19 protein-coding genes and 2 pseudogenes are annotated in these 23,495 nt (G+C 72.4%); 6 read left to right on the forward strand and 15 right to left on the reverse strand.

Annotated features, from left to right (window positions below; all coding sequences use genetic code 11):
* Positions 1-39: 39 nt before the first annotated feature.
* The 6 genes from ABZX65_RS04840 to ABZX65_RS04865 all read right to left on the reverse strand — a co-directional run bounded on the left by ABZX65_RS04840 (position 40) and on the right by ABZX65_RS04865 (position 8,723).
* Positions 40-1,764, reverse strand: a complete 1,725-nt coding sequence (locus ABZX65_RS04840; protein WP_355334609.1) for a sugar ABC transporter ATP-binding protein — start codon at positions 1,762-1,764, stop codon at positions 40-42.
* On the reverse strand, positions 1,764-2,861 hold the full coding sequence (locus ABZX65_RS04845) for a substrate-binding domain-containing protein (protein WP_355334612.1): 1,098 nt from the start codon (positions 2,859-2,861) through the stop codon (positions 1,764-1,766). The genes ABZX65_RS04840 and ABZX65_RS04845 overlap by 1 nt, the downstream gene beginning before the upstream one ends.
* A 453-nt stretch (positions 2,862-3,314) precedes the next feature.
* Complete coding sequence (gene araA / locus ABZX65_RS04850; protein WP_355334615.1) at positions 3,315-4,820, reverse strand: L-arabinose isomerase; 1,506 nt, start codon at positions 4,818-4,820, stop codon at positions 3,315-3,317.
* Complete coding sequence (locus ABZX65_RS04855) at positions 4,817-5,674, reverse strand: L-ribulose-5-phosphate 4-epimerase (protein WP_355334618.1); 858 nt, start codon at positions 5,672-5,674, stop codon at positions 4,817-4,819. Before ABZX65_RS04855 ends, araA begins: the two co-directional genes overlap by 4 nt.
* A gap of 75 nt (positions 5,675-5,749) precedes the next feature.
* Positions 5,750-7,426: a ribulokinase gene (araB, locus tag ABZX65_RS04860; RefSeq protein WP_355334621.1), complete on the reverse strand. Its 1,677-nt coding sequence runs from the start codon at positions 7,424-7,426 to the stop codon at positions 5,750-5,752.
* A 238-nt stretch (positions 7,427-7,664) separates the two neighbouring features.
* Positions 7,665-8,723 (reverse strand): LacI family DNA-binding transcriptional regulator, encoded by a 1,059-nt coding sequence (locus ABZX65_RS04865; RefSeq protein ID WP_355334624.1) that lies wholly within the window; start codon positions 8,721-8,723, stop codon positions 7,665-7,667.
* A gap of 786 nt (positions 8,724-9,509) precedes the next feature.
* Between ABZX65_RS04865 and ABZX65_RS04870 the strand changes: the two genes are divergently transcribed.
* Complete coding sequence (locus tag ABZX65_RS04870) at positions 9,510-10,430, forward strand: phosphotransferase (protein ID WP_355334627.1); 921 nt, start codon at positions 9,510-9,512, stop codon at positions 10,428-10,430.
* Positions 10,431-10,539: 109 nt separating this feature from the next.
* Here ABZX65_RS04870 and ABZX65_RS04875 read toward each other — a convergent pair.
* The 4 genes and pseudogenes from ABZX65_RS04875 to ABZX65_RS04890 all read right to left on the reverse strand — a co-directional run.
* Positions 10,540-10,671, reverse strand: a pseudogene (locus ABZX65_RS04875) (transcriptional regulator); the annotation flags it as partial.
* A 1,539-nt stretch (positions 10,672-12,210) separates the two neighbouring features.
* On the reverse strand, positions 12,211-13,425 hold the full coding sequence (locus ABZX65_RS04880; protein ID WP_355334630.1) for a GDSL-type esterase/lipase family protein: 1,215 nt from the start codon (positions 13,423-13,425) through the stop codon (positions 12,211-12,213).
* A gap of 6 nt (positions 13,426-13,431) precedes the next feature.
* On the reverse strand, positions 13,432-14,010 hold the full coding sequence (locus tag ABZX65_RS04885) for a WHG domain-containing protein (protein ID WP_355334633.1): 579 nt from the start codon (positions 14,008-14,010) through the stop codon (positions 13,432-13,434).
* Between the two features lie 215 nt (positions 14,011-14,225).
* Positions 14,226-15,160 (reverse strand): annotated as a pseudogene (locus ABZX65_RS04890) (IS5 family transposase).
* 69 nt (positions 15,161-15,229) lie between these two features.
* Here ABZX65_RS04890 and ABZX65_RS04895 point away from each other — a divergent pair.
* Positions 15,230-15,973: a hypothetical protein gene (locus ABZX65_RS04895; protein ID WP_355334635.1), complete on the forward strand. Its 744-nt coding sequence runs from the start codon at positions 15,230-15,232 to the stop codon at positions 15,971-15,973.
* Between the two features lie 70 nt (positions 15,974-16,043).
* On the opposite strand, the gene ABZX65_RS04900 is transcribed toward ABZX65_RS04895, so the two are convergent.
* Together ABZX65_RS04900 and ABZX65_RS04905 are read right to left on the reverse strand one after the other, a co-directional pair.
* Positions 16,044-16,271 carry a hypothetical protein gene (locus ABZX65_RS04900; protein WP_355334638.1) on the reverse strand — a complete coding sequence of 76 codons (228 nt, stop codon included), beginning with the start codon at positions 16,269-16,271 and terminating at the stop codon, positions 16,044-16,046.
* Between the two features lie 510 nt (positions 16,272-16,781).
* A complete protein-coding gene (locus tag ABZX65_RS04905) occupies positions 16,782-17,333 on the reverse strand; it encodes a winged helix-turn-helix domain-containing protein (RefSeq protein ID WP_355334641.1) in 552 nt (183 codons plus the stop codon).
* Positions 17,334-17,409: 76 nt separating this feature from the next.
* Between ABZX65_RS04905 and def the strand changes: the two genes are divergently transcribed.
* A complete protein-coding gene (def, locus tag ABZX65_RS04910; RefSeq protein ID WP_355334644.1) occupies positions 17,410-18,003 on the forward strand; it encodes a peptide deformylase in 594 nt (197 codons plus the stop codon).
* Between the two features lie 40 nt (positions 18,004-18,043).
* Here def and ABZX65_RS04915 read toward each other — a convergent pair whose 3' ends face one another.
* Together ABZX65_RS04915 and eno are read right to left on the reverse strand one after the other, a co-directional pair.
* Positions 18,044-18,643, reverse strand: a complete 600-nt coding sequence (locus ABZX65_RS04915) for a molybdopterin-dependent oxidoreductase (RefSeq protein WP_355334647.1) — start codon at positions 18,641-18,643, stop codon at positions 18,044-18,046.
* A 278-nt stretch (positions 18,644-18,921) separates the two neighbouring features.
* Entirely contained in the window at positions 18,922-20,214 is a 1,293-nt protein-coding gene (gene eno / locus ABZX65_RS04920; protein WP_355334651.1) for a phosphopyruvate hydratase, read from the reverse strand.
* Between eno and ABZX65_RS04925 the strand changes: the two genes are divergently transcribed.
* Positions 20,195-20,332, forward strand: coding sequence for a hypothetical protein (locus ABZX65_RS04925; RefSeq protein WP_355334654.1), 138 nt, complete (start codon positions 20,195-20,197; stop codon positions 20,330-20,332). The two genes, eno and ABZX65_RS04925, sit on opposite strands and share 20 nt — an antisense overlap.
* Positions 20,333-20,382: 50 nt before the next feature.
* Positions 20,383-21,273, forward strand: coding sequence for a winged helix-turn-helix transcriptional regulator (locus ABZX65_RS04930; RefSeq protein WP_355334656.1), 891 nt, complete (start codon positions 20,383-20,385; stop codon positions 21,271-21,273).
* A 15-nt stretch (positions 21,274-21,288) separates the two neighbouring features.
* Here ABZX65_RS04930 and ABZX65_RS04935 read toward each other — a convergent pair whose 3' ends face one another.
* The gene (locus ABZX65_RS04935; RefSeq protein ID WP_355334659.1) at positions 21,289-22,044 is read right to left on the reverse strand and encodes a helix-turn-helix transcriptional regulator; all 756 of its coding nucleotides are present in this window, start codon (positions 22,042-22,044) and stop codon (positions 21,289-21,291) included.
* 55 nt (positions 22,045-22,099) lie between these two features.
* Here ABZX65_RS04935 and ABZX65_RS04940 point away from each other — a divergent pair, with 55 nt between their 5' ends.
* On the forward strand, positions 22,100-23,296 hold the full coding sequence (locus ABZX65_RS04940) for an MFS transporter (protein ID WP_355334662.1): 1,197 nt from the start codon (positions 22,100-22,102) through the stop codon (positions 23,294-23,296).
* Positions 23,297-23,495: the final 199 nt, after the last annotated feature.

The raw sequence follows: 23,495 nt of genomic DNA on the forward strand, positions 1-23,495 counted from the left end.
CGACGCCGACGGCGGTCATCGGCAGGGGCCTGTTGTCGTTCATGCGCGTGCCTTGCCCTGACGGTCGGCGAGGCGGCCGGTGCCGGTCCGCGGCCCGAGCGTCCCGGCCTGTTCCCCGGTTCCGTCCCGCGCCCCGGCCCCGTCCCTCTCGCGCGTGCCGGGCGCGCCGTTCCGCGTACCGGCCGCTGCGGTCATGATCGCTTCCTTGCCGAACCGGTCACGGGGAAGGTCGGCGACCACCCGGCCGTGCGCCATCACCACGATCCGGTGGCAGATCCACAGCAGTTCCTCCAGCTCCGAGGAGGCCACCAGCACCGCGAGGCCGTCCTGCGCCGCGGTGTCGATGAGGCTGTAGATCTCCGCCTTGGCCCCGACGTCCACGCCACGGGTCGGCTCGTCCAGGAGCAGCAGCCGGGGCTCGGTCGCCAGCCAGCGCCCGAACACCACCTTCTGCTGATTGCCGCCCGACAGGTCCGAGATGAGCTGTTCCTGGCTGCGCAGCCGCACCCCGAGGTCCTGGACGATCCGGGCCGCGTGCGCCTTGTCCGCCCTCGGCCGCAGGACTCCACGCGCGCTGATCCGGCGCAGCGTGGCCAGCGTGACGTTCCAGCGCACCGAGTGCGCCGGGAGCAGCGACTGGACCTTGCGGTCCTCGGGCACCAGTCCGATCCCCGCCTCCACCGCGTCGGCGGGGTGGCGCGGGCGGAAGTCGGCGCCGTCGAAGACGACCGTGCCACCGGTACGCGGCTGCGCGCCCATCAGCGTGTGCAGCAGGCGGCTGCGCCCCGAGCCCATGAGCCCGGCCACGCCGACGATCTCCCCCGCCCTCACGTCGAGGTCGACGGGCCCGAGGCCGTCCGCGGTCAGCCCGCGTACCGACAGGGTCGTCGTGCGCTCGACGGAGGACGGCGGGGCCAGGTCGGCGCGGGCCAGCTCACTGCCGACCATCTCCCGGATCATCCGCTCCTCGCTCGCCTCCGCCGGGGCCAGATCGGCCACCATCCGGCCGCTGCGCAGCACGATCACCCGGTCCGCGACGGCCTGGACCTCGTCCAGGCGGTGGCCGATGAACAGCACCGCCCCGCCGGCCGCCGCGTGCGTACGGGCCAGGCCGAGGACCCGCTCGGCCTCGACCGGGCCGAGCGAGGAGGTGGGTTCGTCCAGGATCAGCACCAGCGGATGGTGGCCCCACGCCTTGGCGATCTCGATCATCTGCCGTACGGGGACCGGGAATCGCTCCACCGGCCGGTCCACGTCCACCCCGCTGACGCCGACTTCGGCGAGCAGTGCGCGCGCCTCCGCCCTCGTACCGGCGCGGTCGTAGACGACCCGGCCCAGGGTGCGGGACGCCGCCCGCGCGGGACGGCGGCCCAGCAGCAGGTTCTCCGCCACGCTCAACTGCCCGACGAGCGGGAACTCCTGGGCCACCAGGGCGACGCCCAACTCCTTGGAGTGGTCGGGCCGTCCGGCGTGGAGCGGCGTACCGGCGATCTCGATGCTGCCGGTGGTGGGCGTGACGGTGCCGGACAGTACGCCCATCAAGGTGGACTTGCCCGCGCCGTTCTCCCCCACCACCGCGACGATCTGTCCACGGGCCAGGTCCAGGCTCGGGATGTCGAGCACCTTCACCGGCCCGTACGACTTGCTCACCGACCGCAGCCGGACGGCGACCTCGGGGGCCGGGGCCGCGTCCGGGGCGGAGGCCGGGGTCTGAGCCGGGGCCGGGGACCGCGGGGCCTCGTACGGGGCCGGACCCGAAGCCATCAGCCGATGCCCAGGTCGGTCAGCTTGGTCTGGTACGCGGCCAGGTTCGCCTGGGTGACCAGGCCGACGCCCGAACTGAGCGTGGTGCCGTCCGACTCCAGATACGGCTTGACGATCCGGAGGGTGGCCTCCTTGCCGAGCACCTTGAACGCGGCCAGCAGATAGGCGCCGGTGTAGCCCTGCTGGTAGGGCTGTTGGAGGACGGTGGCCTGGATGACACCGGCCTTGATGAACTTCAGCGTCTGCGGGTCGCTGTCGTCCGAGATGATCTTCACCCGGCCCGACTTCCCCGCGGCCTGCACCGCCTGCCCGGCTGACGGTCCGTCATAGGAGTAGACCCCGTACAGGCCGTTGATGTTCGGGTTGGTCTGGATCGCGGTCTGCGCGTTGGTGAGCGCCTTCGCCGCGTCCATGCCGTCGCTGAGCTTCTGCGCGACCTTGATGCCGGTGCCCTTGAGCGCGTCCTCGAAGCCCTGGATCCGCTCCACCGCGTTCGACGTGGTCAGCGAGCCGACGAGGACGACGACCTGGCCCTTGCCGCCGAGCGCCTGCTTCATGGCCTCACCGGCCTTCTGGCCCGCCTGGTAGTTGGGCGTGCCCAGATACAGGTCGGCGCCGTCCTCCGGCGGCAGCGGGGAGTCGATCGCCAGCACCGGTATCCCGGCGCTCTTCGCGGACGCGATCGGCGCCTTGATCGCCGTCGGGTCGATCGCCGACACGCTCAAGCCCGTGATGCCCTGGCCGCGCAATGTCTGGATGAGGGAGAGCTGCTGGTCCAGACGGCCGTTGGCGGGCGCCTGGTAGACGCCCTTCACGCCGAGGTCGGCGAGGCCCTTGGTGAAGCCGGACTTGCCCGCGTTCCAGTAGTCGACCGCCACGTTGACCACCATGGCCTCGTGCAGCTTCGACAGGTCCTTCCCGGCCAGCGCGGCCTTCAGCGCCGCGTCCAGCTTCGCGAGATTCGCGTCGTTGAACGCGATGTCGCCCTTGATCGTCACCGCCGCGGGGCTCCCGCCGCTCGCCGCGTCCGCCGCGGACGAGTCACCGGCACCGCTCTTACTGCACGCCGTCGCGGAGAGGGCCACCGCAAGCGTCACCGCTGCGGCTCCCCATCGTCCGTGCCGGGCAAGGGCCTTTCGGGCGTCGCGCATGGCTGCATCCTGTTCGGGCAGTGGCCTCTCAGCCAGTTTTGTGAGCGCTAACAATGAGTGAGGAACAGAATCACGCAGAGCGGGACATCTGCTCTCTCCTCGCGGTAACTCGCCGATCTCTTACGGCGCCGACGGGTGTTCCGGCTGCTGAGCGCGCCGCTGAACAGGCCGGACCCACTGACCCGATCGCCAGGCGCGCCGTCAGCTGTCGCCTATGAGTGTTAGCGCTCACTGATCGGTCGTCAAGACGTTGCACAGAGAAAAACCCGCCTCCGGCGCGGTGGCCGTCGCGGTGCGGCTCCCCCCGCGGCGGGGCGCGCGGACAGGGCCGCGCCCGCGGACGCGGTCGGCCGTACGGCGCGGGGCGGGTGCGGGGGTGAGGGCAGCTCTGACGGTGGGTCAGAGGCCGCCCGCCAGGCGGTAATACGCCTGATTCCAACGGATCTCCTGGGTGAAGCGGCGCAGTTGGGTGTCGTGGTCGATGAGGAGGAGTTCGGTGCGGAGCATGTCGGCCAGGTCGGCCAGTTCCTCGGCGCCGACGGCGCTGGAGAGCACGGTGTGGTGCGGGCCGCCCGCGGTCAGCCAGGCTTCGGTGGAGGTCCGCAGATCGGGCGCGGGCCGCCACACCGCGCGGGCCACGGGCAGTCGGGGCAGCGGTTCCGCGGGCGCGACGACCTCGATCTCGTTGGCGACCAGCCGGAAGCGGTCGCCCATGTCGGCCAGGCCCACGACGACCGCGGGCCCCGGCCGGGCGTCGAAGACGAGCCGTACCGGGTCCTCCCGGCCGCCGATCCCCAGCGGGTGGATCTCGCACGAGGGCCGGTGGGCCGCGATCGTCGGGCAGACCTCCAACATGTGCGCGCCCAGGATCACTTCACCGCCCGGCGTCAGGTCGTAGGTGTAGTCCTCCATGAAGGAGGTGCCGCCCGGCAGACCGGCCCCCATGACCTTCACGGTGCGCAGCAGCATCGACGTCTTCCAGTCGCCCTCGCCGCCGAAGCCGTACCCGTCGCCCATCAGCCGCTGCACCGCGAGGCCCGGAAGTTGCCGAAGGCCGCCCAGATCCTCGAAGTTGGTCGTGAAGGCGGAGAAGCCGCCCTCGGTGAGGAAGGCGCGCAGACCCAGTTCGATCCGGGCCGCGTACCGCAGCGCGTCGTGGCGCTCGCCGCCCGCCGCCAGCTCGCCCGCCAGCCGGTAGGCGCTCGCGTACTCCTTGACCACCTCCGAGACGGCCGCGTCGTCCACCTCGTCCACGACGGCCACCAGGTCGTTGACGCCGTAGGTGTTCACCGAGACGCCGAACCGCAACTGCGCCTCCACCTTGTCGCCCTCGGTGACGGCGACGTCGCGCATGTTGTCGCCGAAGCGGGCCACCTTCAGACGGCGCAGCGCGTCGTGTCCGAGGGCGGCGCGCATCCAGGTGTGGACGCGGGCCACGACGGCGGGATCGGAGACATGGCCCGCGACCGTCTTGCGGGCGATGCCGAGCCGGGCCTGGAGATAGCCGAACTCGCGGTCGCCGTGGGCGGCCTGATTGAGGTTCATGAAGTCCATGTCGATGGTGGACCACGGCAGTTCGACATTGGCCTGGGTGTGCAGATGCAGCAGCGGCTTGCGCAGCAGGTCGAGGCCCGCAATCCACATCTTCGCGGGCGAGAAGGTGTGCATCCACGCGATCAGACCCACGCACGCCCGGCTGGAGTTGGCGTCGACGACCGTGCCGGTGATGCCGGAGGCGTCGGTGAGCACCGGCTTCCACACGATCCGCACCGGGCCGCCGGGGGTGGCGGCGAGCCGGTCGGAGATGGCGCGCGACTGCTCGGCGACCTGCCGCAGCGTCTGCTCGCCGTACAGGCCCTGGCTGCCGGTGAGGAACCAGACCTCGCGCTCGTCGGACGGTGTCATGCCAGGGCTCCTCGGTCGGCGGGGGCGGCGGTATCCGCGGGATCGGCGGTGTCAACGGGGGCGGCCGGACCGTCGCGCACGACGGCCTGCGGCTCCTGGCCGGCGGGGGGCGGCCCGGCGGGGCCGCCGGAATCGGCGCTATCGGCGGCATCAGCGCGATCGGCCGCCGCCTGCTGCCCGTAGACGTTCTGGTAGCGGTCGTGGAGCCGGTCGATGTCGGCGCGGGTGAGGGGCAGCGGATCGCCCAACTGCCGGGAAATGTGCACGGTACGGGCCACGTCCTCGCACATCACCGCCGCCTTCACGGCCGCGCGGGCGTCCTTGCCGATGGTGAACACCCCGTGGCTCTTCATCAGCACCGCCGGCGAGCGGTGCCCGGCCAGCGTCTCCACGATGCCCCTGCCGATCGAGTCGTCACCGATCAGCGCGAACGGCCCGACCGGGATCTCGGCCCCGAACTCGTCGGCCATCGCGGTCAGTACGCACGGCACCGGCTCGCCGCGCGCCGCCCACGCGCACGCGTACGTCGAGTGGGTGTGCACCACCCCGCCGACCTCCGGCAGGTGCCGGTAGACGTAGGCGTGCGCGGCGGTGTCCGAGGACGGCGACAAGTCGCCTTCCACCACCCGCCCTTCGAGGTCGCACACGATCATCGCGTCCGGTGTCAGCCGGTCGTAGTCCACACCGCTCGGCTTGATCACGAACAGGCCGTGCCCCGGCACGCGCGCCGAGAGATTGCCCGCCGTCCAGACGACCAGCCGGTAGCGGACCAGCTCCTGATGCAGGTCGCTGACCTGCTGTCGCAGGCGTACGACGGCCTCTGCGGCAGGGGGCGGAAAGGGGTGACTGCTCATACGGGACCTCGGCAGGGAGTGAGCGTTAACATTCTGGGTGAGCGCTAACAAAGAGCGGTGCCACGAGACGCCGCCCTACGGCTGAGCCGGGGTGTCCGCCTGCGCCCGCCCTCGGAGCGTCCGCAGGCGGTGCATGACATCGCTACCGCCCCGGCCGAAGTGGTCGTGCAGGGCGCGGTATTCGGCGTAGAGGTCGTCGTAGGCGGCGGCGCGCGCGGGGTCGGGCAGATAGGCGTTGCGGCGCAGGCGGCCCATCGCGGCCGAGGCGGTGCGGATGTCGGGGTGGGCCCCCGCCGCGACGGCCGCGTGGATCGCGGCGCCCAGCGCCGGGCCCTGCTCCGAGGACAGCACGTTGACCGGCCGGTTCAGCACATCGCTGTAGGTCTGCATGAGGAAGGTGTTCTTCGGCAGGCCGCCCGCCGCCGTGAAGTCGGTGACGGGCACCCCCGCGCCCTCGAACGCCTCCACGATGGTCCGCGTCCCGAAGGCCGTCGCCTCGACCAGCGCCCGGTAGATGTCCTCGGGGCGGGTGTCCAGCGTCAGCCCTACCAAGAGCCCCGACAGGTGGTGGTCCACCAGCACGGAGCGGTTGCCGCTGTGCCAGTCGAGCGCCAACAGCCCGTGCCCGCCGACCGGTTGGGCGGCGGCCTTCTCCGTCAGCAGCTCGTGCGGGCTGATGCCGCGCTGCCGGGCCTCCAGCGCGTACGGCTGCGGTGTCGCGGTCCGCACCGCCCAGGCGAAGATGTCCCCCACCCCGCTCTGGCCCGCCTCGTAGCCCCACAGGCCGGGGACCACGCCGTCGCGGACCACCCCGCACATGCCCGGCACTTCGGCGAGCACGTCGGAGTTCATGATGTGACAGGTCGAGGTCCCCATGATCGCCAGCAGATGGCCGGGGTCCAGGGCCCGCGCGGCGGCGCTGGTGACATGCGCGTCGACGTTTCCGACCGCCACGACCGTGCCCGCGCGCAGCCCGGTCAGCGCGGCGGCCGAAGCACTCAAACCCCCGGCGGCGGTGCCCAGTTGGGACAGCGGGTGGTCCAGCTTCGCCGTGAAGCCGGCGAAGTCCGGGTGCAGGGAGGCCAGGAACGCGGCGTCCGGATACCCGCCGTCCTGGTGGATGCCCTTGTAACCGGCCGTGCACGGATTGCGGTTCTCGGCCCCGGTCAACTGCCAGACGATCCAGTCGGCCGCCTCGATCCACCGGTCGGCCGCCGCGTAGACCTCCGGGTCCTCCCGGAGCACCTGCAACGCCTTGGCGTACTGCCACTCGCTGGAGATCCGCCCGCCGTAGCGGCCGAGCCACGGCTGCCCGGACTCCCCGGCGCGGCGCACGATCAGCTCCGCCTCCGGCTGGGCCGCGTGGTGCCGCCACAACTTCGGGTAGGCGTGCGGGCGTTCGGCCATGTCCGGCAGCTCGCACAGCGGCGTGCCGTCCGCCGTCGCGGGCAGCACCGTACAGGCGGTGAAGTCCGTCGCCACTCCCACGACCTGCTCCGCCCGCACCCCGGCGGCCTCCAGCGCGCGCGGCACGGCGAAGCGCAGCACGTCCCGCCAGTCCTGCGGAATCTGCAACGCCCAATCGGGCGGCAGCTCACGGCCGTTCGGCAGCGCGCCGTCCACCACCCCATGGGTGTACTCGTGGACGGCGCTGCCCAGCTCCTTGCCGTCGTCGACCGCCACGACCAGGGCGCGCCCGGACAGCGTGCCGAAATCGATGCCGACGGTGACGGCGGGAGGATCGGTCATCATGCGTGTCTCCCCATGCGCCGGGGGCTCCGGCAGCCGGTCGCGTACCGATTGCCCTGCGGTGTGAACTCTGCGGCGGTGCGGTCCTGTTCTGTCCTGCGGGATGTGCTGCGAGAGGTGCTGCGGGATGTTCTGCGGGACGTGCTGCCGGACTCGGTACCGGTCCGGTGGCCGGACCTGTGGCGACGCGTGCTGCGATCCGTGCCGCGGTGCCGTGCGCCGCCCGTACGGACCGCCGCCCTCAGGACGGGTTGCTGCTGCTGCGGACGATCAGGCGCGGTTCGATGACGACGCGTTCGCCGCCGCGGGTGGTGCCGGACTCCAACTGGTCGACCAGCAGCCGGATACTGGCCTGGCCGACCGCGGTGAAGTCCTGCCGGACGGTGGTCAGCGGCGGCGCGAAGAACTCGGCTTCAGGGATGTCGTCGAAGCCCGCGATGGCGACCTGGCCCGGCACCGAGAGACCGGCCTCACGGAAGGCCCGCAACACCCCCAGCGCCATCTGGTCGTTGGCCACGAAGACGGCCGACACCTCGGGTGAACCGCGGCGCCCGGAGCCCGCCGAGACCCGGCCCGCCAGCTCCTGTCCCGCGCGGTAGCCCGACAGCGGCGTCCAGTCCCCCACCAGCGGCGGCGGCACCTCGACGCCCGCCTCCTCCAGCGTGGCGCGCCAGCCCTGCACGCGGGCCTCGGCCTCCAGCCAGTTCTGCGGGCCCGCGACATGCCAGACCGTGCGGTGGCCGCCGGCCAGCAGATGGCCCGTGACCAGCCGCGCGCCCAGCTCCTGGTCCACCGAGACGCCGGGGATCGGCAGGCCGTGCCCGCCCTCCACCGTGACGACGGGGAACGGCAGCTTCAGCTCGGCCAGTGCGGCGACGGCCTCCCGCTCCGGCACTATCACGACGATGCCCTCCACCCCCCAGTCGCTGAGGTGGTCGATCGCGTCCGCGAGCGCCTTCGGGGTGTGCCGCCGCAGGGTCACCGCGGAGACCATGTATCCCTCGTCCCGCGCCGCTTCCTCCAGCCCGAACAGCGTGCTCGCCGGGCCGAACAGCGTCGGATTGCACGCCACCACCCCCAGCGTCAGCGTCCGCCGCGTCACCAGCGCCCGCGCCGACGAGTTGCGCCGGTACCCCAGCGCCTCGATCGCCCGCAGCACCTCCGCGCGCGTGGTGTCCCGCACATTCGGGTGATCGCTCAGCACCCGCGACACCGTCTGATGCGAGACGCCCGCCACCTGGGCGACATCCGCCATGGTGGGGGCCCTGCGGGGCGCTGCCGGGTCCGCGGTGCGAGACATGGCTCTCCGTTCCGTGATGCTGCTAAGTGTTAGCGCTCACAGTCCCATCCGTCAAGGCCGTACGCTCGCGCTTGGCGGAGGAAGACGGCCCTTTACCAGGCCCCCCGCCGGGGGCGACCCTCCCAAGGGCTTGGGCCCCTGAGGCGCACGGGGAAGGCGCGCCGCGCTGGCGCAGGGCCTGCTCTTCAGGGGCGCGGGGAACTGCGCGCTCAGCCGAAGCGCTCCCGCACCTCACCACCCGCCCCAACGGGGCACTCGGCCGTCCCCGGACCACCGGCCGGTGATGGGTTACCCGCGCAGTTCCCCGCGCCCCTGACGGGGCACCGTCTCTCGCCCGGACGGCGAGCCGACCTTTTCAGGGGCGCGGGGAACGCTCCCGCACCTCACCACCCGCCCCAGCGGGGCAATCCGGTTGTCCCCGGACCACCCGCCGGTGGGGGGCGCGGGCCCCGGGCGCACGGGGAAGGCGCGCCGCGCTGGCGCAGGGCCTGCTTTTCAGGGGCGCGGGGAACTACGCGCTCAGCCGAAGCGCTCCCGCACCTCACCACCCGCCCCAACGGGGCACTCGGCCGTCCCCGGACCACCGGCCGGTGATGGGTTACCCGCGCAGTTCCCCGCGCCCCTGACGGGGCACCGTCTCTCGTCCGGACGGCGAGCCGACTTTTTCAGGGGCGCGGGGAACGCTCCCGCACCTCACCACCCGCCGGAGGGGGCGGGCGGCGCGGACGGCGCGTCTGTGGGGATACGGTCACAGAGGGAACCTCACGGCGAGAGGCGGGACGGCGCGTGGTGGAAGTGGACGGGCACGGGCACGTGACGGCCGACGCGGAGGTCGTGCGGTGGCTGGTGCGGGAGCAGCACCCGGACCTGGCGGAGCTGGAACTGCGTCCGGTGGACGGCGGTTGGGACAACCAACTGTGGCGGTTGGGCGAGGAGTTGGCCGTACGGCTGCCGCGTACGCCGCGCGCACCGGCGCTGCTGGCGAAGGAGCGGCGGTGGCTCCCGCTGCTGGCGCCGCGCCTGCCGCTGCCGGTTCCGACGCCGGTACGCGACGGTGAGCCGTCCGCGCGCTTCCCGCGTCCGTGGGCCGTCACGAGGTGGGTGCCGGGGAGCCCGGCGGACCTCACGCCGATCGGCCGGGGCGAGCACGCGGCCGACGCGCTCGCGGGGTTCCTCACGGCGCTGCACCGGGAGGCACCCGCCGACGCACCGGCCAACCCGGACCGCGGTGTCCCGCTGAAGTCCTTGGCCGACGGGTTCGACCACGGCGTGGCCGCCCTCGCCGAAGGCGGCCTCGACGCGCGCCTGGCCGACGGCGCCCGGCGGGTCTGGGCGGACGCCGTCGCCGCCCCCGAGAGCACCGCCCCGCCGACGTGGCTGCACGGCGACCTCCACCCCGCGAACGTCGTCGTCACGGACGGCACCCTCGCGGGCGTGATCGACTTCGGCGAGCTGTGCGCGGGCGACGCGGCGAACGACCTCGCCGCCGCCTGGCTGCTCCTGCCCGCGGGTGCGGCGCCCCGCTTCTTCGCCGCCTACGGCCGCACGGACCCGGCCACGATCCGCCGCGCCCGCGGCTACGCGGTCCGGGCCACGCTCGGTCTCATCAGCGTCGGACAGGCGGCCGCGAAGGGCCTGCCCGGCGGAAAGCCCACCTGGGGAGTCGCCGGGCGCGCGGCCCTGGAGCGCGTACTGGCCGACGTCTAGGCCCGGTTGACCAGTCCGGTTGACCAGGACCGGTCGGCCAGCCCCGGTACGCCTACGCCCGGTCGGCCGGTTCGTCGTCGCGCCGCCCGCCCGGCTGCCGGGGCCCGCGGACCTGGTGGCGCGCCCACCAGGTCCGGAAGTCCTCGTCCCGGACGCTGAGTTCACCGACGAGCGCGGCCACCTCGGCATCGTCGGGATCGCGGCCCGCGTCCATCGGCAGCACCGCGACGCACTCGCGGGCGATTCCGCGACCGGTCCGCGTACAGCGCAGCGGTCTGAACGCGGACCGGATGTCGGACGTGGACGGCGTGACGTACACCTCGGACGGCGGCCCGGTGTCGATGGTGCCGTAGGTGGTGTACGACAGGGAGCCGGGGCAACTCCCGCCGCCGATCTGCACGGTACGGCTCGACACGAGCTTGCCGGTGCGCAGTTCGAACACCTTCACCGGGATCGCGATCTTGCGGAATTTCACCTCGCGGGGGAAGTCGGGCAGCAGCTTGTTCTCGTACGGGCAGGTCGTGACCGTCGTGCCGTTGTCCTTGTCGCCGACGCACACCACGAGTACCGCCTTGGTGACGTCGTCGGCCGACCAGGAGCCGGGCAGTTTGCGGGTGTACTCGTCGTCGCCGTAGAACAGCGCGTGGTGGGTGCCCTTGCGGTAGGGCGCGGCGGCGCTGTACTTCGCCGGTTTCGAGCAGTAGTCGGGCTCGGTGTCGGTCGAAGTGCCCAGCAGCGTACGGACGTTGTCCAGCTCGATGGTCAAGGTGGCCTGCTCGACGCCGCTGCGGGCCTTGGCGGCGAGCCGGTCGCCGGGGTACTGGTCGAGCTGCTGCTGGTAGCGGTCGCGGGCCTTCGCCCACTCCTTGGCCTCCATGAGGTCGTCACCGCAGCCGACGAGCGCGGCGGGCGCGGTCTTCGGGACGACGGCCGCCGCCCGGCCCAAGTCGCCCTGGACGGAATTGTGTTGGCGGAGCCAGTCGGTGACCGTGACGGTGTCGCAGGGCACCTTGGTGGGCAGTCGGCCGAGGAAGCCGTTCAGCACGGTGTCGACCATCTTCTCGTGGCCCGGCAGATCCGCGAGTACGGCGGCCAGGCCGTCGAAGCCCGCCGTCAACGCGTGGGTGTCACCGCTCAGTCCGGTGGTCAGCTCGTGCTGCGCCACGCCGAGCCGGTGGCAGGCCCGTACCGTACGGTCGCCGCTCGCGGTCAGCGGCGCGTCGGCCACGCGGGGGCCGAACCAGAGACCGTCCTGGGCGCTCAACGCCTGGGCGCAGTCGCCGCTCCGGCGCGCGGCGGCCACCTTGCCCTCGGTCCGCGAGGCGTCGAGCCGCAGCAGCCCCGCGACCAGCAGCATCGGCAGGAGGACGGCGAGCGCGATCACCCGCTGCCGAAGGACCACGCCCCGGCGGCCGAGCAGCAGGTAACCGGCGCTGAGGAGTGAGGCGTTGGCGAGGGCGACGGCCAGCGGGTCGCGCGAGCGCCCGCCGTCGCCCGCGCCCCTGACGGCTCCGGCGATGGCCCGGCCCGCGCAGCCGTCCCCGTTCCCGTCAACGGGGCCCGGACGCTGCCCCGGCAGATAACCCGGCGGGGGCCCCGGCGGCGGCTTCGGCACGCCGTCCTGTTCGGATACGTGCCGGGGCTCGGGGTCCGGTGCGGCCTGGGGCGGGTGGTCCATCTCAGTCCCCTTCGTCGGGCGGTGGGCGGCGGCCGTCGCCCATTGTCACCACCTGCGCCGGGAGGGGTTCCGGACGCACATCCGCCCTGTTCAGGGGTACTGCTACCGGCTCGCGGCGAAGGCGCCGCTCTCCGCGAAGGCCCGCTCGGCGAAGCGTTCACCGATACGCCGGTGGGTGGCGGCGTCCGGGTGCAGCTCGTCGGGCAGCGGCAGTTCGGCATAGTCCGCCTCGCCGTAGAGTTCGCGGCCGTCGAGGTAGTGCAGGTGCGGGTCGGTGGCCGCGCGCTCGGCGACGATCCGCTCCAGTTCCGCGCGGATGACGGTCAGGGTCAGCTTGCCCGCCGCCAGCTCCGCCGGGTCGCCGCTGGCGCGGAACCGCAGCTTTCCGGTGCTGAGCGCTTCGAGGTCGAAGGCGGCGGGGCCCGGGGTGTTCTCGTGGATCGGGCTCAGGATCGGCGAGACGACCAGCAGCGGGGCGTCCGGGTGGCCCTCACGGATGGTGTCGAGGAAGCCGTGCACGGCGGGGCCGAAGGCGCGCAGCCGCATCAGGTCGGCGTTGACGATATTGATGCCGATCTTCACGCTCACCAGGTCGGCGGGCGTGTCGCGCAGGGCGCGGGCCGTGAACGGGTCGAGCAGCGCGCTGCCGCCCAGGCCCAGATTGATCAGCTCCACACCGCCGAGGGAGGCCGCGAGAGCGGGCCATGTGGTGGTGGGGCTCGCCGCGTCGGAGCCGTGGCTGATCGAACTGCCGTGGTGCAGCCAGACCTTACGGCCCCGGTCGGGGACCGGCCCGACGGGCGCGTCGGTGCGCAGCGCGACAATCTCGGTCGTCTCGTTGTGCGGCAGCCAGATCTCGATGTCCTTGTCCGCGTCGGGCAGTTCGGCGAAGCGGAGGGTGCCGGGGTCGCCGGGCTTGTGCTCGGCGGTTCCGGTGCTCATGTCGACGGTCAGGGTGTGGCCGCCGGCCACGCTGCCCTGGCCCGCGGGGCGGCCGTCGACCAGCAGGTCGTAGAGGCCGTCGGGGCGCGGCGGCGCGCCCGCGTACACGCGCTTGGTGGGCAGCGTGTCCAGCTCCACGGTGGTGGCGCGGGTGCGGAACACCAGCCGTACGCCGGAGGGTTGGGACTCGGCCATGGCGAGCTGGGCGTCGGCGCACTGGGCGCGGGCCCGCGCGGGCAGCCGGTGCGGCAGTACGCCGTGTCCGGTGGGCTCCAACTCCAGCGCGCCGCGCACCAGTTCCGCGCCCTCGGGCGTGGTGAACAGGGTCGTGGTCCAGTCGCCGTGCTCGGTCCGTGCGTCGTTCTCGGTAGGCATTGCTTTTCAACTTCCGTCTTTTTCCGGCCAGTTCTTCAACAGGGCGTCGAGGGCGTCGATGACGCGTTCCCAGGTGTCCTGGGTGTCGGGCGCGCTGTGGCTGAACCCGCCGCCCATCTCCAGGCCGACGTAGCCGTTGAACACGCTCCCGAGCAGCCGCACCGCGTGCGTCTGGTCCGGCTCGTCGAGGTCGTAGCCGCGCAGGATCGCCCGTGTCATCTCCGCGTGCCGCCCGCCCGCGCTCGCGGCGGCGGCCTGCGGATCGAGGCGGAACTGGGCCGCCGCGTACCGTCCGGGGTGCTCCCGGGCGTAGTCGCGGTACACGTTCGCCAGTCCGGCGAGCGCGTCCTTCCCTGCCCGGCCCGCCAGGGCGGCGGCACCGCGATCGGCCATTTCCGCCAGTGCGAGCTGCGCGATCCCGGTCTGGAGATCGTGCGAATTCCGCACGTGCGAATACAGGCTCGCGACCTTCACGTCGAACCGCCTGGCCAGCTCGGAGACGGTCACCGCGTCGAACCCGACCTCGTCGGCCAGCTCCGCCCCCGCCCGCACCAAACGCTCCCGTGTCAGCCCTACGCGCACCACAGCCGTCCTCCTCGTTACCTAAGTCCATCATGCACATACCTAAAGCCTTTAGGCAAATGACCGCAGCCCGATGTAACGGCGGACCCCGCTCATGGTGGGACCGCCGCCGTGAGGCCGCGCGGCGTGGGACCGCTCGGTGTGGGGGCCGCTCGCCGTAGAGCCCGCTCGCCGTGGGACAGAAAAGCCCGGGGCCCGGCTAGGAGCTGTCCGGTCGATCATGTGCGGAGCCAGATGACGAGGGCCGCGACGGTGACGGTGCCGAGGTACACATAGCCGCGTTTGTCGTAGCGCGTGGCCACGGCCCGGGACTGCTTCAGCTTGTTGATGGCCCTCTCGACGGTGTTGCGTTTCTTGTAGCGCTGCTTGTCGAAGCCTGGTGGCCGTCCGCCGCGTGACGCCTTGCGGTGACGAGCGGCCTGGCTATCGGTCTTCTCCGGGATGGTGTGCCGGATGTTCCGTCGGCGCAGGCTGTCCCAGCAGGGCCCATTGCTGTAAGCCTTGTCCGCGGCGAGGCTGTCGGGCTTCTTGTGGGGCCTGCCCGGCCCGGTGCGCGGCACTCGGATCTTGTCGAGCACCGGCTCCAGTTGGGTGCAGTCGGCCCGCTGCCCAGGCGTGATGACCAGGGACAGCGTCCGGCACCGACCCTCGGCGCTCAGGTGGAGCTTGGTGGTGAAGCCACCCCGGGAGCGGCCCAGGCCCTCACCTGCTTCACCACCTCCACCAGGCGGGCGTGAAGGCTTCGCCACGGCGGTTCGCGCTGGTGTTCCACGCCCGCGTCCCCTTTTGGCTCGCCCGGCGCGGGCGGCGGGGTGATGCGGGCTCCCGCCGCATGCTGGTGTGCGCGCACTACCGTGGAATCCACACCGATGTCCCAGTCGAGCTCACCTGCGGCATCGGTCGCGGCCTGCACCTGCTGGAACAGCCGCTCCCAGGTTCCGTCCGCCGACCACAGCCGGTGCCGCTCATAGATCGTCTTCCACGGGCCGAAGTGTTCGGGCAGGTCACGCCAGTGCACGCCGGTCCGCACCCGATGCAAGATCCCGTCGATCACCTGCCGGTGATCCCGCCACCGCCCGCGCCGACCATTTCCCACCGGCAGGAACGGCCGCAGCCGTTCCCACTCCGTGTCCGTCAGATCGCCCCGCCCCATGGCCCAGACAACGATCCGAGGGGGCGACAGTCACACGAGCCGACAATTCCCTGGCTTACGCTCCTGAGCATGACCAAGTTCTTCGCCACGGTGTGCCTCCCGCCGACCACACCACGGAAGGTTCCACAGGCGATAGCCGCAGCCATGGCGCCCTACGACTTCAACCTCGACCCCGAGGGCTGGAATCCGGGTGGCCACTGGGACTGGTGGACCATCCACTCCACCGCGAACAACGCCTACCTCGTATTGCCCACGCACGACGGCGACCCCCGACTCCTCACGGCCTCAACCGTGCCACGCGGGAAGGCCGAACTCGATGCCCTCGGGCCGCTGGAATGCTACGGCGGACCCCGGGGTCTGCTCGACTTCGACGCCATGCGCACCCGAGCGGCGAGCAAGCACGACGCCCTGTTCGGCGTCTGGAGTGAGCTGACCGCCGTGCACCCACCGGCCCACCCGCTCACCGACTTCGTCGCTCGCCACAAGGCGGAGCCTGGCAGATACTCCCTTGCCGACGCCAAGCGAGAGCACCTGGCCCAGCCGCTGGTGCAGGACGTGGCCCAGCGGGCCGCCGAGGGAGACCCCTACTTCGACACCTCGTTCCTGCTCAACGACCCAGTCGCGTACTTCGCGCAGGAACACCAGGCCGCCAAGTCGTGGTCGGTACGGTGCGCCGTGCCCGGCGCAGCCTTGATCAGCCTCGATGGCTCATGGATGAACGCCGACCACGACGACTACTGGGATCAGGCCAACCGCTACCTTAACGACCTCGACGCAGAGGCCGTCGTCCTCGACCTCCTCTGTCACTGCTGAACCGCGGGCCGCACTCGGAGAGATCGGCCCGGCACCTCCGGACGGAAGCCCATGATCGGCCGGACAGGCCCTAGTCGATCGGGAAGCGGTAGACCGTCGACTCGCGGGCCCGGAAGGCCAGCCGCGCGAGGGGCCGCGCCGTCGCGGACAGCCGCGGCAGCAGCCGGGCGAAGGCGTCGACGAGCTCCTGACCGGTCTCCGGGCTGATCTCCCGGACGATCTCCACGCGGGCGTCCACGCGGGCGTCCACGCGGGCGTCCACGCGGGCGTCCACGCGGGCGTCCACGCGGGCGTCCACGCGGGGAGCCTGTCCATCCGTTCCGGCCGCACCGACGCGCCGGAGCCGGGGCGGGCTTGGCCGTAAAACCGGTTGGGCGGGCGATGCGCCGTTGGTAGCGTCCGCAGGACCGTCACCCCAGGCGAGGAGGTGGAACCCGTGAAGGCCGGTTCTGACGGGGTGCTCCCTGTCCTCCTCACGGCGTGGACGGCCCGCGTGGACGTCACCGGAGGCGCCGGGATCGCCCGGTCGCTTCCCGAGCGCAACACCGCCTGTCTTCTGTGCGGTTCACCGCGCGGACGACGTCAAAAGGCGTCCGTGAACGAGACGTCGCCATGGGTGAGGTCAATGGCCCGCTCCGGCCGCCGCTTTCCCGCCCAGAACAGCCGGCGCTCGTGCTGCTGGGCCACCTCGGCGGCCCGCACAAGAAGGCGCCGCGGACGCTGGGGCGCGCGCAACGCCCTGTGACCGACGCCGGTTCTCCCGCACCGGCTCCCTTACACCCGCATCGACACCTTGCGACCTCAGGCCCTAGCCCTCGTCGGGCAGCAGCGGGAAGAGCCGTGCGACGACCGCGACCGGACGGGCCGCGGCGGGGCGGACCGCCGGATTCGGCTCCCGGTCGCGGTAGCGGGCGAGGGTCTGCCGGATCGCGTCGGCCACGGCGGCCATCTCCTCCGGGGTCAGATACGCGACCGCGCTGAACGCCTCGTCCTGCCGCCACGGGGCGGGAGCGCTGTCGCGCTGGGTCTGCCAGCGCCGGTAGCTCTCGTCCTCCAACCCGCGGGCAAGCTCAACGAATTCCGTCGCGGGACCCTCCCCCTTCTCCGGGTCCCCCGCCTGCCGGATCCGCCACGGCCGGGCGCGGCCACCGCTGTGCGGGGCCTCCTCGATGTAGCCGTAGCGCGCGAGTTGCCGCAGATGGAACGAGCACAGGCCGGAGCTGTAGCCGAGCCGCCCGGCCGCCTGTGTGGCCGTGACCGTACCGACCTCGGCGAGCAGGCCGAGCAGGCCGCGGCGTACGTCATGGTCGGGCAGACCGCTGTCCGCCGACGTTCCGGTCTCCGCCTCTTCTTCTGTCACTTTGCAAAGCCTGCTACTTTGCAAAGAGCTTTGCAAGCTCCTGGCCGACGCCACCGCTCCGAGGAGAGTGAGCCCCTTGGTCTCCCGCCCCTTCGACGTGTCCGAGCGCGCCGTCGTGCGCGCCATCACCGTCACCGGCGACGACATCCTGCACCGCCCCTGCCGCGAGGTGACCGAATTCGGGACCACGGAACTGGCCGAGCTGATCGAGGACATGGTGCTCACCATGCACGTCGCCGACGGCGCGGGCCTGGCGGCCAATCAAGTGGGCGTCGGCCTGCGGCTGTTCGTGTACGACTGCTGGGACGACGACGGCGTCCACCACACCGGGCACCTGGTCAATCCCGTGCTCGACGAACCCGCGCCTGCCGACCGGCGGCTCGTCGACGACGCCGAGGGCTGTCTGTCGGTGCCGGGCGCGACGGTGGACGTGCCGCGCACCGACCACGCCGTGGCGCGCGGCTTCGACCAGTACGGCGAGCCGGTCGTCATCGCGGGCAACGGCCAGTTCGGGCGCTGCCTCCAGCACGAGACCGACCACCTGGACGGCCGCCTCTACCTCGACCGCCTCTCACGGCGCGACCGGCGCGAGGCGCTGCGTCAGATGGCCGACCGCCGCGAACACGTCTTCGCCCTGCGCGCGGCCAGGGCCGCCGAGTTGGGCCGCTGACCTCCGCGCACGGGGCTCGGGGGACGCGACAGGCCGGTCGTCACACCGCCGGGCCGTCGCCGTCCTCCTCCTGGTGGGTGTAGCGCTGCTCCTTCCAGGGGTCCGCGAGGTTGTGGTGGCCGCGCTCCTCCCAGAAGCCGCGCCGGTCCGTCGTCATGTACTCGATGGCACGGAGCCACTTGGGCCCCTTCCAGCTGTACAGATGCGGTACGACCAGGCGTACGGGGAAGCCGTGTTCCGCGGTGAGCTGGTCACCGTTGTGGTGGGTGGCCAGCAGGGTGCCGTCGGCGGTGAAGTCGGCGAGCCGGAGATTGGCGCTGTAGCCGTACTCCGCCCAGGCCATGACGTGGGTGGCGTGCGGCGCCGGGGGCGCCAGGTCCAGCAGGGTGCGGGCGGTGACGCCGAACCACTCGTGGCCGGTCGAGGTCGTCCCGGACGCGCAGTGCAGGTCGGCGGCGACCGTGGCGCGCGGCAGCGCGCTGAACTCCTCAAGGGACCACGTGTGTTCGCCGCCGGCGGCGGTGGCGCCGAACACCTTCAGGCTCCACCGGTCCGCCCGGAATCTGGGCACGGGTCCGTAGTGCGAGACGGGCCAGCCCCTGACCTTGCGCTGTCCCGGGGGAAGCTCGTCGTTTCCCACTGGGTGATCGTCCTTCCCTGCGGGTCGATGCGGGTCGATGGCACGGCGGCGGTCCCGGTGGTGCGGTGGAGTTCCAGTGGCGCGCTGGAATCCGGTGGTGCGGTGGAGATCCAGTGGCGCGCTGGAATCCGGTGGTGCGGGGAGATCAGGCGTCCGCTCATGCGAGGCCAGACACCGTTAACGATTATCACATGCGGCGGCATCCGGCCCTTTCGCCTCGCATTCGCCGGGCGCCCCACGAAAACCGTTCCCTGGACCCGCTCGCCCCCGGACACGCCCTAGCGCCGCAGCCCGAGCGCCTCGCGGCCCGCGTACCGCGCCTGCGTCCCCAGCTCCTCCTCGATCCGGATGAGCTGGTTGTACTTGGCGGTGCGGTCGGAGCGCGACAGCGAACCCGTCTTGATCTGGCCGCAGCCGGTCGCGACGGCCAGGTCGGCGATGGTGGTGTCCTCGGTCTCGCCGGAGCGGTGCGACATCACGACGGTGTAGCCCGCGCGGTGCGCGGTGCCGACGGTCGCCAACGTCTCGGTGAGCGTGCCGATCTGATTGACCTTCACCAGAACGGAGTTGGCGACGCCGTCGCGGATTCCCTCGCGCAGCAGCGTCTCGTTGGTGCAGAAGACGTCGTCGCCGGTGAGCTGGCAGCGGTCGCCGAGGCGCGCCATGAGCAGCCGCCAGCCGTCGCGGTCGTCCTCGGCCATCGGGTCCTCGATGGACGCCACGGGGTAGTTCGCCACCAACTGGGCCAGGTACTCGGCGTGTTGCTCGACGCTGCGGCGTACGCCCTCGCCGGTGTAGTCGTAGACCCCGTCGCGGAAGAACTCCGACGCGGCGGGGTCCATGACGACGGTGATGTCGGTGCCGGCCTTGTACCCGCTGCGCTCGACGGCGCGTACGACGAAGTCCAGCGCCTCTTCGGCGGTCCGCAGGTCGGGGGCGAAGCCGCCCTCGTCGCCGACCGCGGTGCTGTGCCCCGCGGCCAGCAGGTCGCCGCGCAGGGTGTGGAAGACCTCGGAGCCGATGCGTACGGCCTCGGCGAAGGTGGCCGCGCCGATCGGCGCGATCATGAACTCCTGGAAGTCCAGCGGATTGTCGGCGTGCGCGCCGCCGTTGACGATGTTCATCATCGGCACCGGCAGCAGCCGGGTGTCCACGCCGCCGACGTAGCGGTAGAGCGGCAGCCGGTGCGCGTGCGCGGCGGCCTTGGCGGTGGCCAGGGAGACGCCGAGGATCGCGTTCGCGCCGAGCCGGGACTTGTCGGGCGTGCCGTCCAGCTCGATCAGCGCCGCGTCCACGGCGGCCTGGTCCTCCGCCTCCAGGCCGACGACGACGTCCACGATCGACTCGTTGACGGCGTCGACGGCCCGCCGAACTCCCTTGCCGTGGAAGCGGGCCGGGTCCTCGTCGCGCAGTTCCACCGCCTCGCGGGCGCCGGTCGAGGCTCCGGAGGGTACGGCCGCGCGGCCGGTGGAGCCGTCGGCCAGCTCGACGTCGACCTCGACGGTCGGATGGCCCCGGCTGTCGATGATCTCGCGGGCGACGACGCGGGTGATGGTGTTCCTGGCGGCCATGGCGGTGGTGCTCCTCACGTGCGGTGCGGACGACAACGACGCGGACGACGACGACGCGAACGGCGACGACGCGAACGGCGACGACGCGGATGACGATGACACGGACGGCGACGATTAAGTTCCGAGCGAGAACAAAGTGAGTTCAGAAAGTGAATGTACTCTGTGCGGATGAGGATGCACAACGCCGACGAGGACTGCGGGATCGCCCAGGCCGCCGTGGTGATGGCCGACTGGTGGAACGTGCTCGTGCTGCGCGAAATCGCGCGCGGCCACGTGCGGTTCGACGCCCTGGCCTCCGGACTCGGCCTCTCCCGCAAGGTGCTCACCGAACGGCTCGGCGCGCTCGTCGCCCGCGGCGTCCTGCGGCGCAGCCTCTACCAGCGCCGCCCGGTCCGCTACGAATACCTGCTCACCGACTCGGGACTCGCCCTGCTCCCGCTGCTGGTGGCGATGCAGGACTGGGGCGACCGCTGGGTCCTCGGCGACGGGTCGGCCACGGCGACCGCGCCGCCGGACGGGGCGGAGCACGCACGCGTGCACGCCCTGGCGGGCGGCGGTACCGATACGGGTACGGGTACGGGCGCGCGGCTGCCCGCGGATCTCCGACTGCCCGCCAGCGACGGCGCCGAGCGCCCCGTCGTCGCGCCGGACGCCGCCGCCACCGTTCTGTTCACCTACCCCGGCACCGGCGTCGACTGGGGCGAGGACCCGATCCCCGGCGCGCCCGGCTGCACACTGGAGAACCGGCTCTTCCGCGACGCCTACGCCGACTTCCGCCGCGCCGACGTCGCCGTCCACGGCGTCAGCACCCAACTCCCCTACGAACAGGCGGCCTTCGCCACCGCCGAAGCCGTCCCGTACCCGCTGCTCTCCGACGCCCAGCAGCGTCTGGCCGCCGCCCTGCGGCTGCCGACCTTCCGCGGGGCCGGGCGGCTCCGCCTCAAACGGCTCATCCTCGTCCTCGCCCCCGACCGCACCGTGCGGCACGTCCTCTTCCCCGTCGAGGACATTCCGGCGGCCGTCGAGGAGACGCTTCGCCTGGCGACGGCCGGTCCCTGACCGTCCGCGCAGGAGCTATCCGGCCTGGTCCCGCGACTGGTGGGCGCCCGGCGTATGGCCGAAGGTGCGGCGGAAGACGTCGATGAAGGCGCTGGCGGACGACCAGCCGCACCGGTGGGCCACGGCGGTGACCGGGGTGTTCTCGGCGAGCAGCACCAGGGCGTGATGGAGGCGGAGTTGGGTGCGCCACTGCGGGAAGGTCATGCCGAGGTCGCTCTTGAAGAGCCGGGACAGCGTACGGTCGCTGGCGCCGACCTGGCGGCCGAGGGCGGTCAGCGTACGGTCGTCGGCCGGGTCGGCGCGCAGGATCGCGCACAGGGACCGGAGTTGGGGCGCGGCCGGCCAGGGCAGGTGGAGCGGCTGCTGCGGTGAGGCGCGCAGTTCGTCGAGCAACACCGCGCGCAGGCGGGCCCGTTCGGGGCTGCCGTCGTCGGGGGTGCGGGTGTGGGCGAGGAGCAGTTCGCGCAGCAGGGGGGCGACGGCCAGGACGGTCGGGGTGTCGAGGCCGAGCGGGTTCTCGTTCTCCGGGAGGCCGACCAGGTGGAGTTCGAGTTCGCCGTGGGCCTGGTGGGCGTGGACCGTACCGGCGGGGACCCAGATGGCACGGGTGGCCGGGGCGACCCAGGAGCCCGCGCTCGTGGTGATGGCCAGCACTCCGCGTCCGGCGTAGACGATCTGGTGGTCGTCGTGCCGGTGCGGGTCGATCTCCGCGCCGGGGGCCAGCCGCTCGGTACGGGTCGGCGCGACCGGCTCATGGCGGATTTTCGTCATTGGTTGGCAGTTTATCGGAAGCCCGACATATCACCGCCTGAAGACCATGGGTGACGTGCCGAAAAACACCTCGATCACGCTGCTGTCCTTCGGGCATGCCTGCGTCGACATCTACCAGGGCGCCGTCGCGGCCCTCGTCCCCTACTTCGTCGCCGAACGCGCCTACAGCTACGCCGCCGCCTCCGGCATCGTGCTCGCCGCGTCCGTCCTGTCCTCCGTGGCCCAGCCGCTGTTCGGCCTGCTCACCGACCGGTGGGCGATGCCGTGGCTGCTGCCGGTGAGCACCGTCCTCGGCGGTGCGGGCATCGCACTCAGCGGCGTCAGCGGCTCGTACGCGCTCACGCTCGTCTTCGTCGCGGTCTCCGGCGTCGGCGTGGCCGCGTACCACCCGGAGTCCGCGCGCGTCGCCCGCCTCGCGAGCGGGGGCAGCCACAGCGCGATGGGGTGGTTCTCGGTGGGCGGCAACATCGGCTTCGCGCTGGCCCCGCTCATGGTCGCCGCCGTCGTCGCGACGGGCGGCCTGCGCCTCACCCCGCTGCTGGTGCTGCCCGCGCTCGTCGGCAGCGTGCTGTGCCTGCCGGTGCTGCGCGAGCTGGAACGGCGGCGCTCCACCGGGACCTCGGCCGCCGTCGCCGTCGGGCGCGACGACAGGGCGTCCTTCGTGAAGCTCTCCGTGGCCGTGGTCTTCCGCTCGATCGTCTTCATCGGCCTGAGCACCTTCATCTCGCTGTACGCCAAGCAGCGCATGGGCGGCAGTGACGTGGCGGGCACCGCCGCGCTGTTCGTCCTCTACATCGGCGGCGCGATCGGCTCCGTCCTCGGCGGCTCGCTGGCCGGCCGCTACGACCGCGTCACCGTCACCCGCTGGTCGTATCTGGTCTCGATCCCGTCCGTCGCGGGCGTCGTCCTCGTCCCGGGACCGGCCCTCTACCTCTTCGTCGCCCTCACCTCGATCGGCCTCTACGTCCCCTTCTCCCTCCAGGTCACCCTCGGCCAGGACTACCTCCCCACCCGTGTCGGCACCGCCAGCGGCATCACGCTCGGGCTCACCGTCAGCATCGGCGGCCTCGCCACCCCCGTCATCGGCGCGGTCGCCGACGCCACCTCGCTGCGTACCGCTCTCACCCCGCTCATCGTCATGCCCGCCCTGAGCTGGCTGCTGTTCCGCTCCCTCCCCGAGCCCACCGCGCCCCGCTCGTCCCCCGCCGCCGCGCCGGAGGACGCGGCCACCGACCCCGCCCTCGCGGGCTAATCCGCGACACGTCGACCGGGCCGCCTCCCGCGCCCCCGGGCCACGGCCCACCAGACTGTCCCCATGTCATCCCCCCGCCGCCGCTGCCCCCAGTGCGGCCGAGAGATCGCCGTGGGGGGGGGGGGGGGGGGGCCCCCGCCCCCCCCCCCGCCCCCCCCCCCCCCCCCCCCCCCCCCCCCCCCCCCCCCCCCCCCCCCCC

Source organism: Streptomyces sp. NPDC003300 (assembly GCF_040610915.1).
Taxonomy (GTDB): Bacteria; Actinomycetota; Actinomycetes; order Streptomycetales; family Streptomycetaceae; genus Actinacidiphila.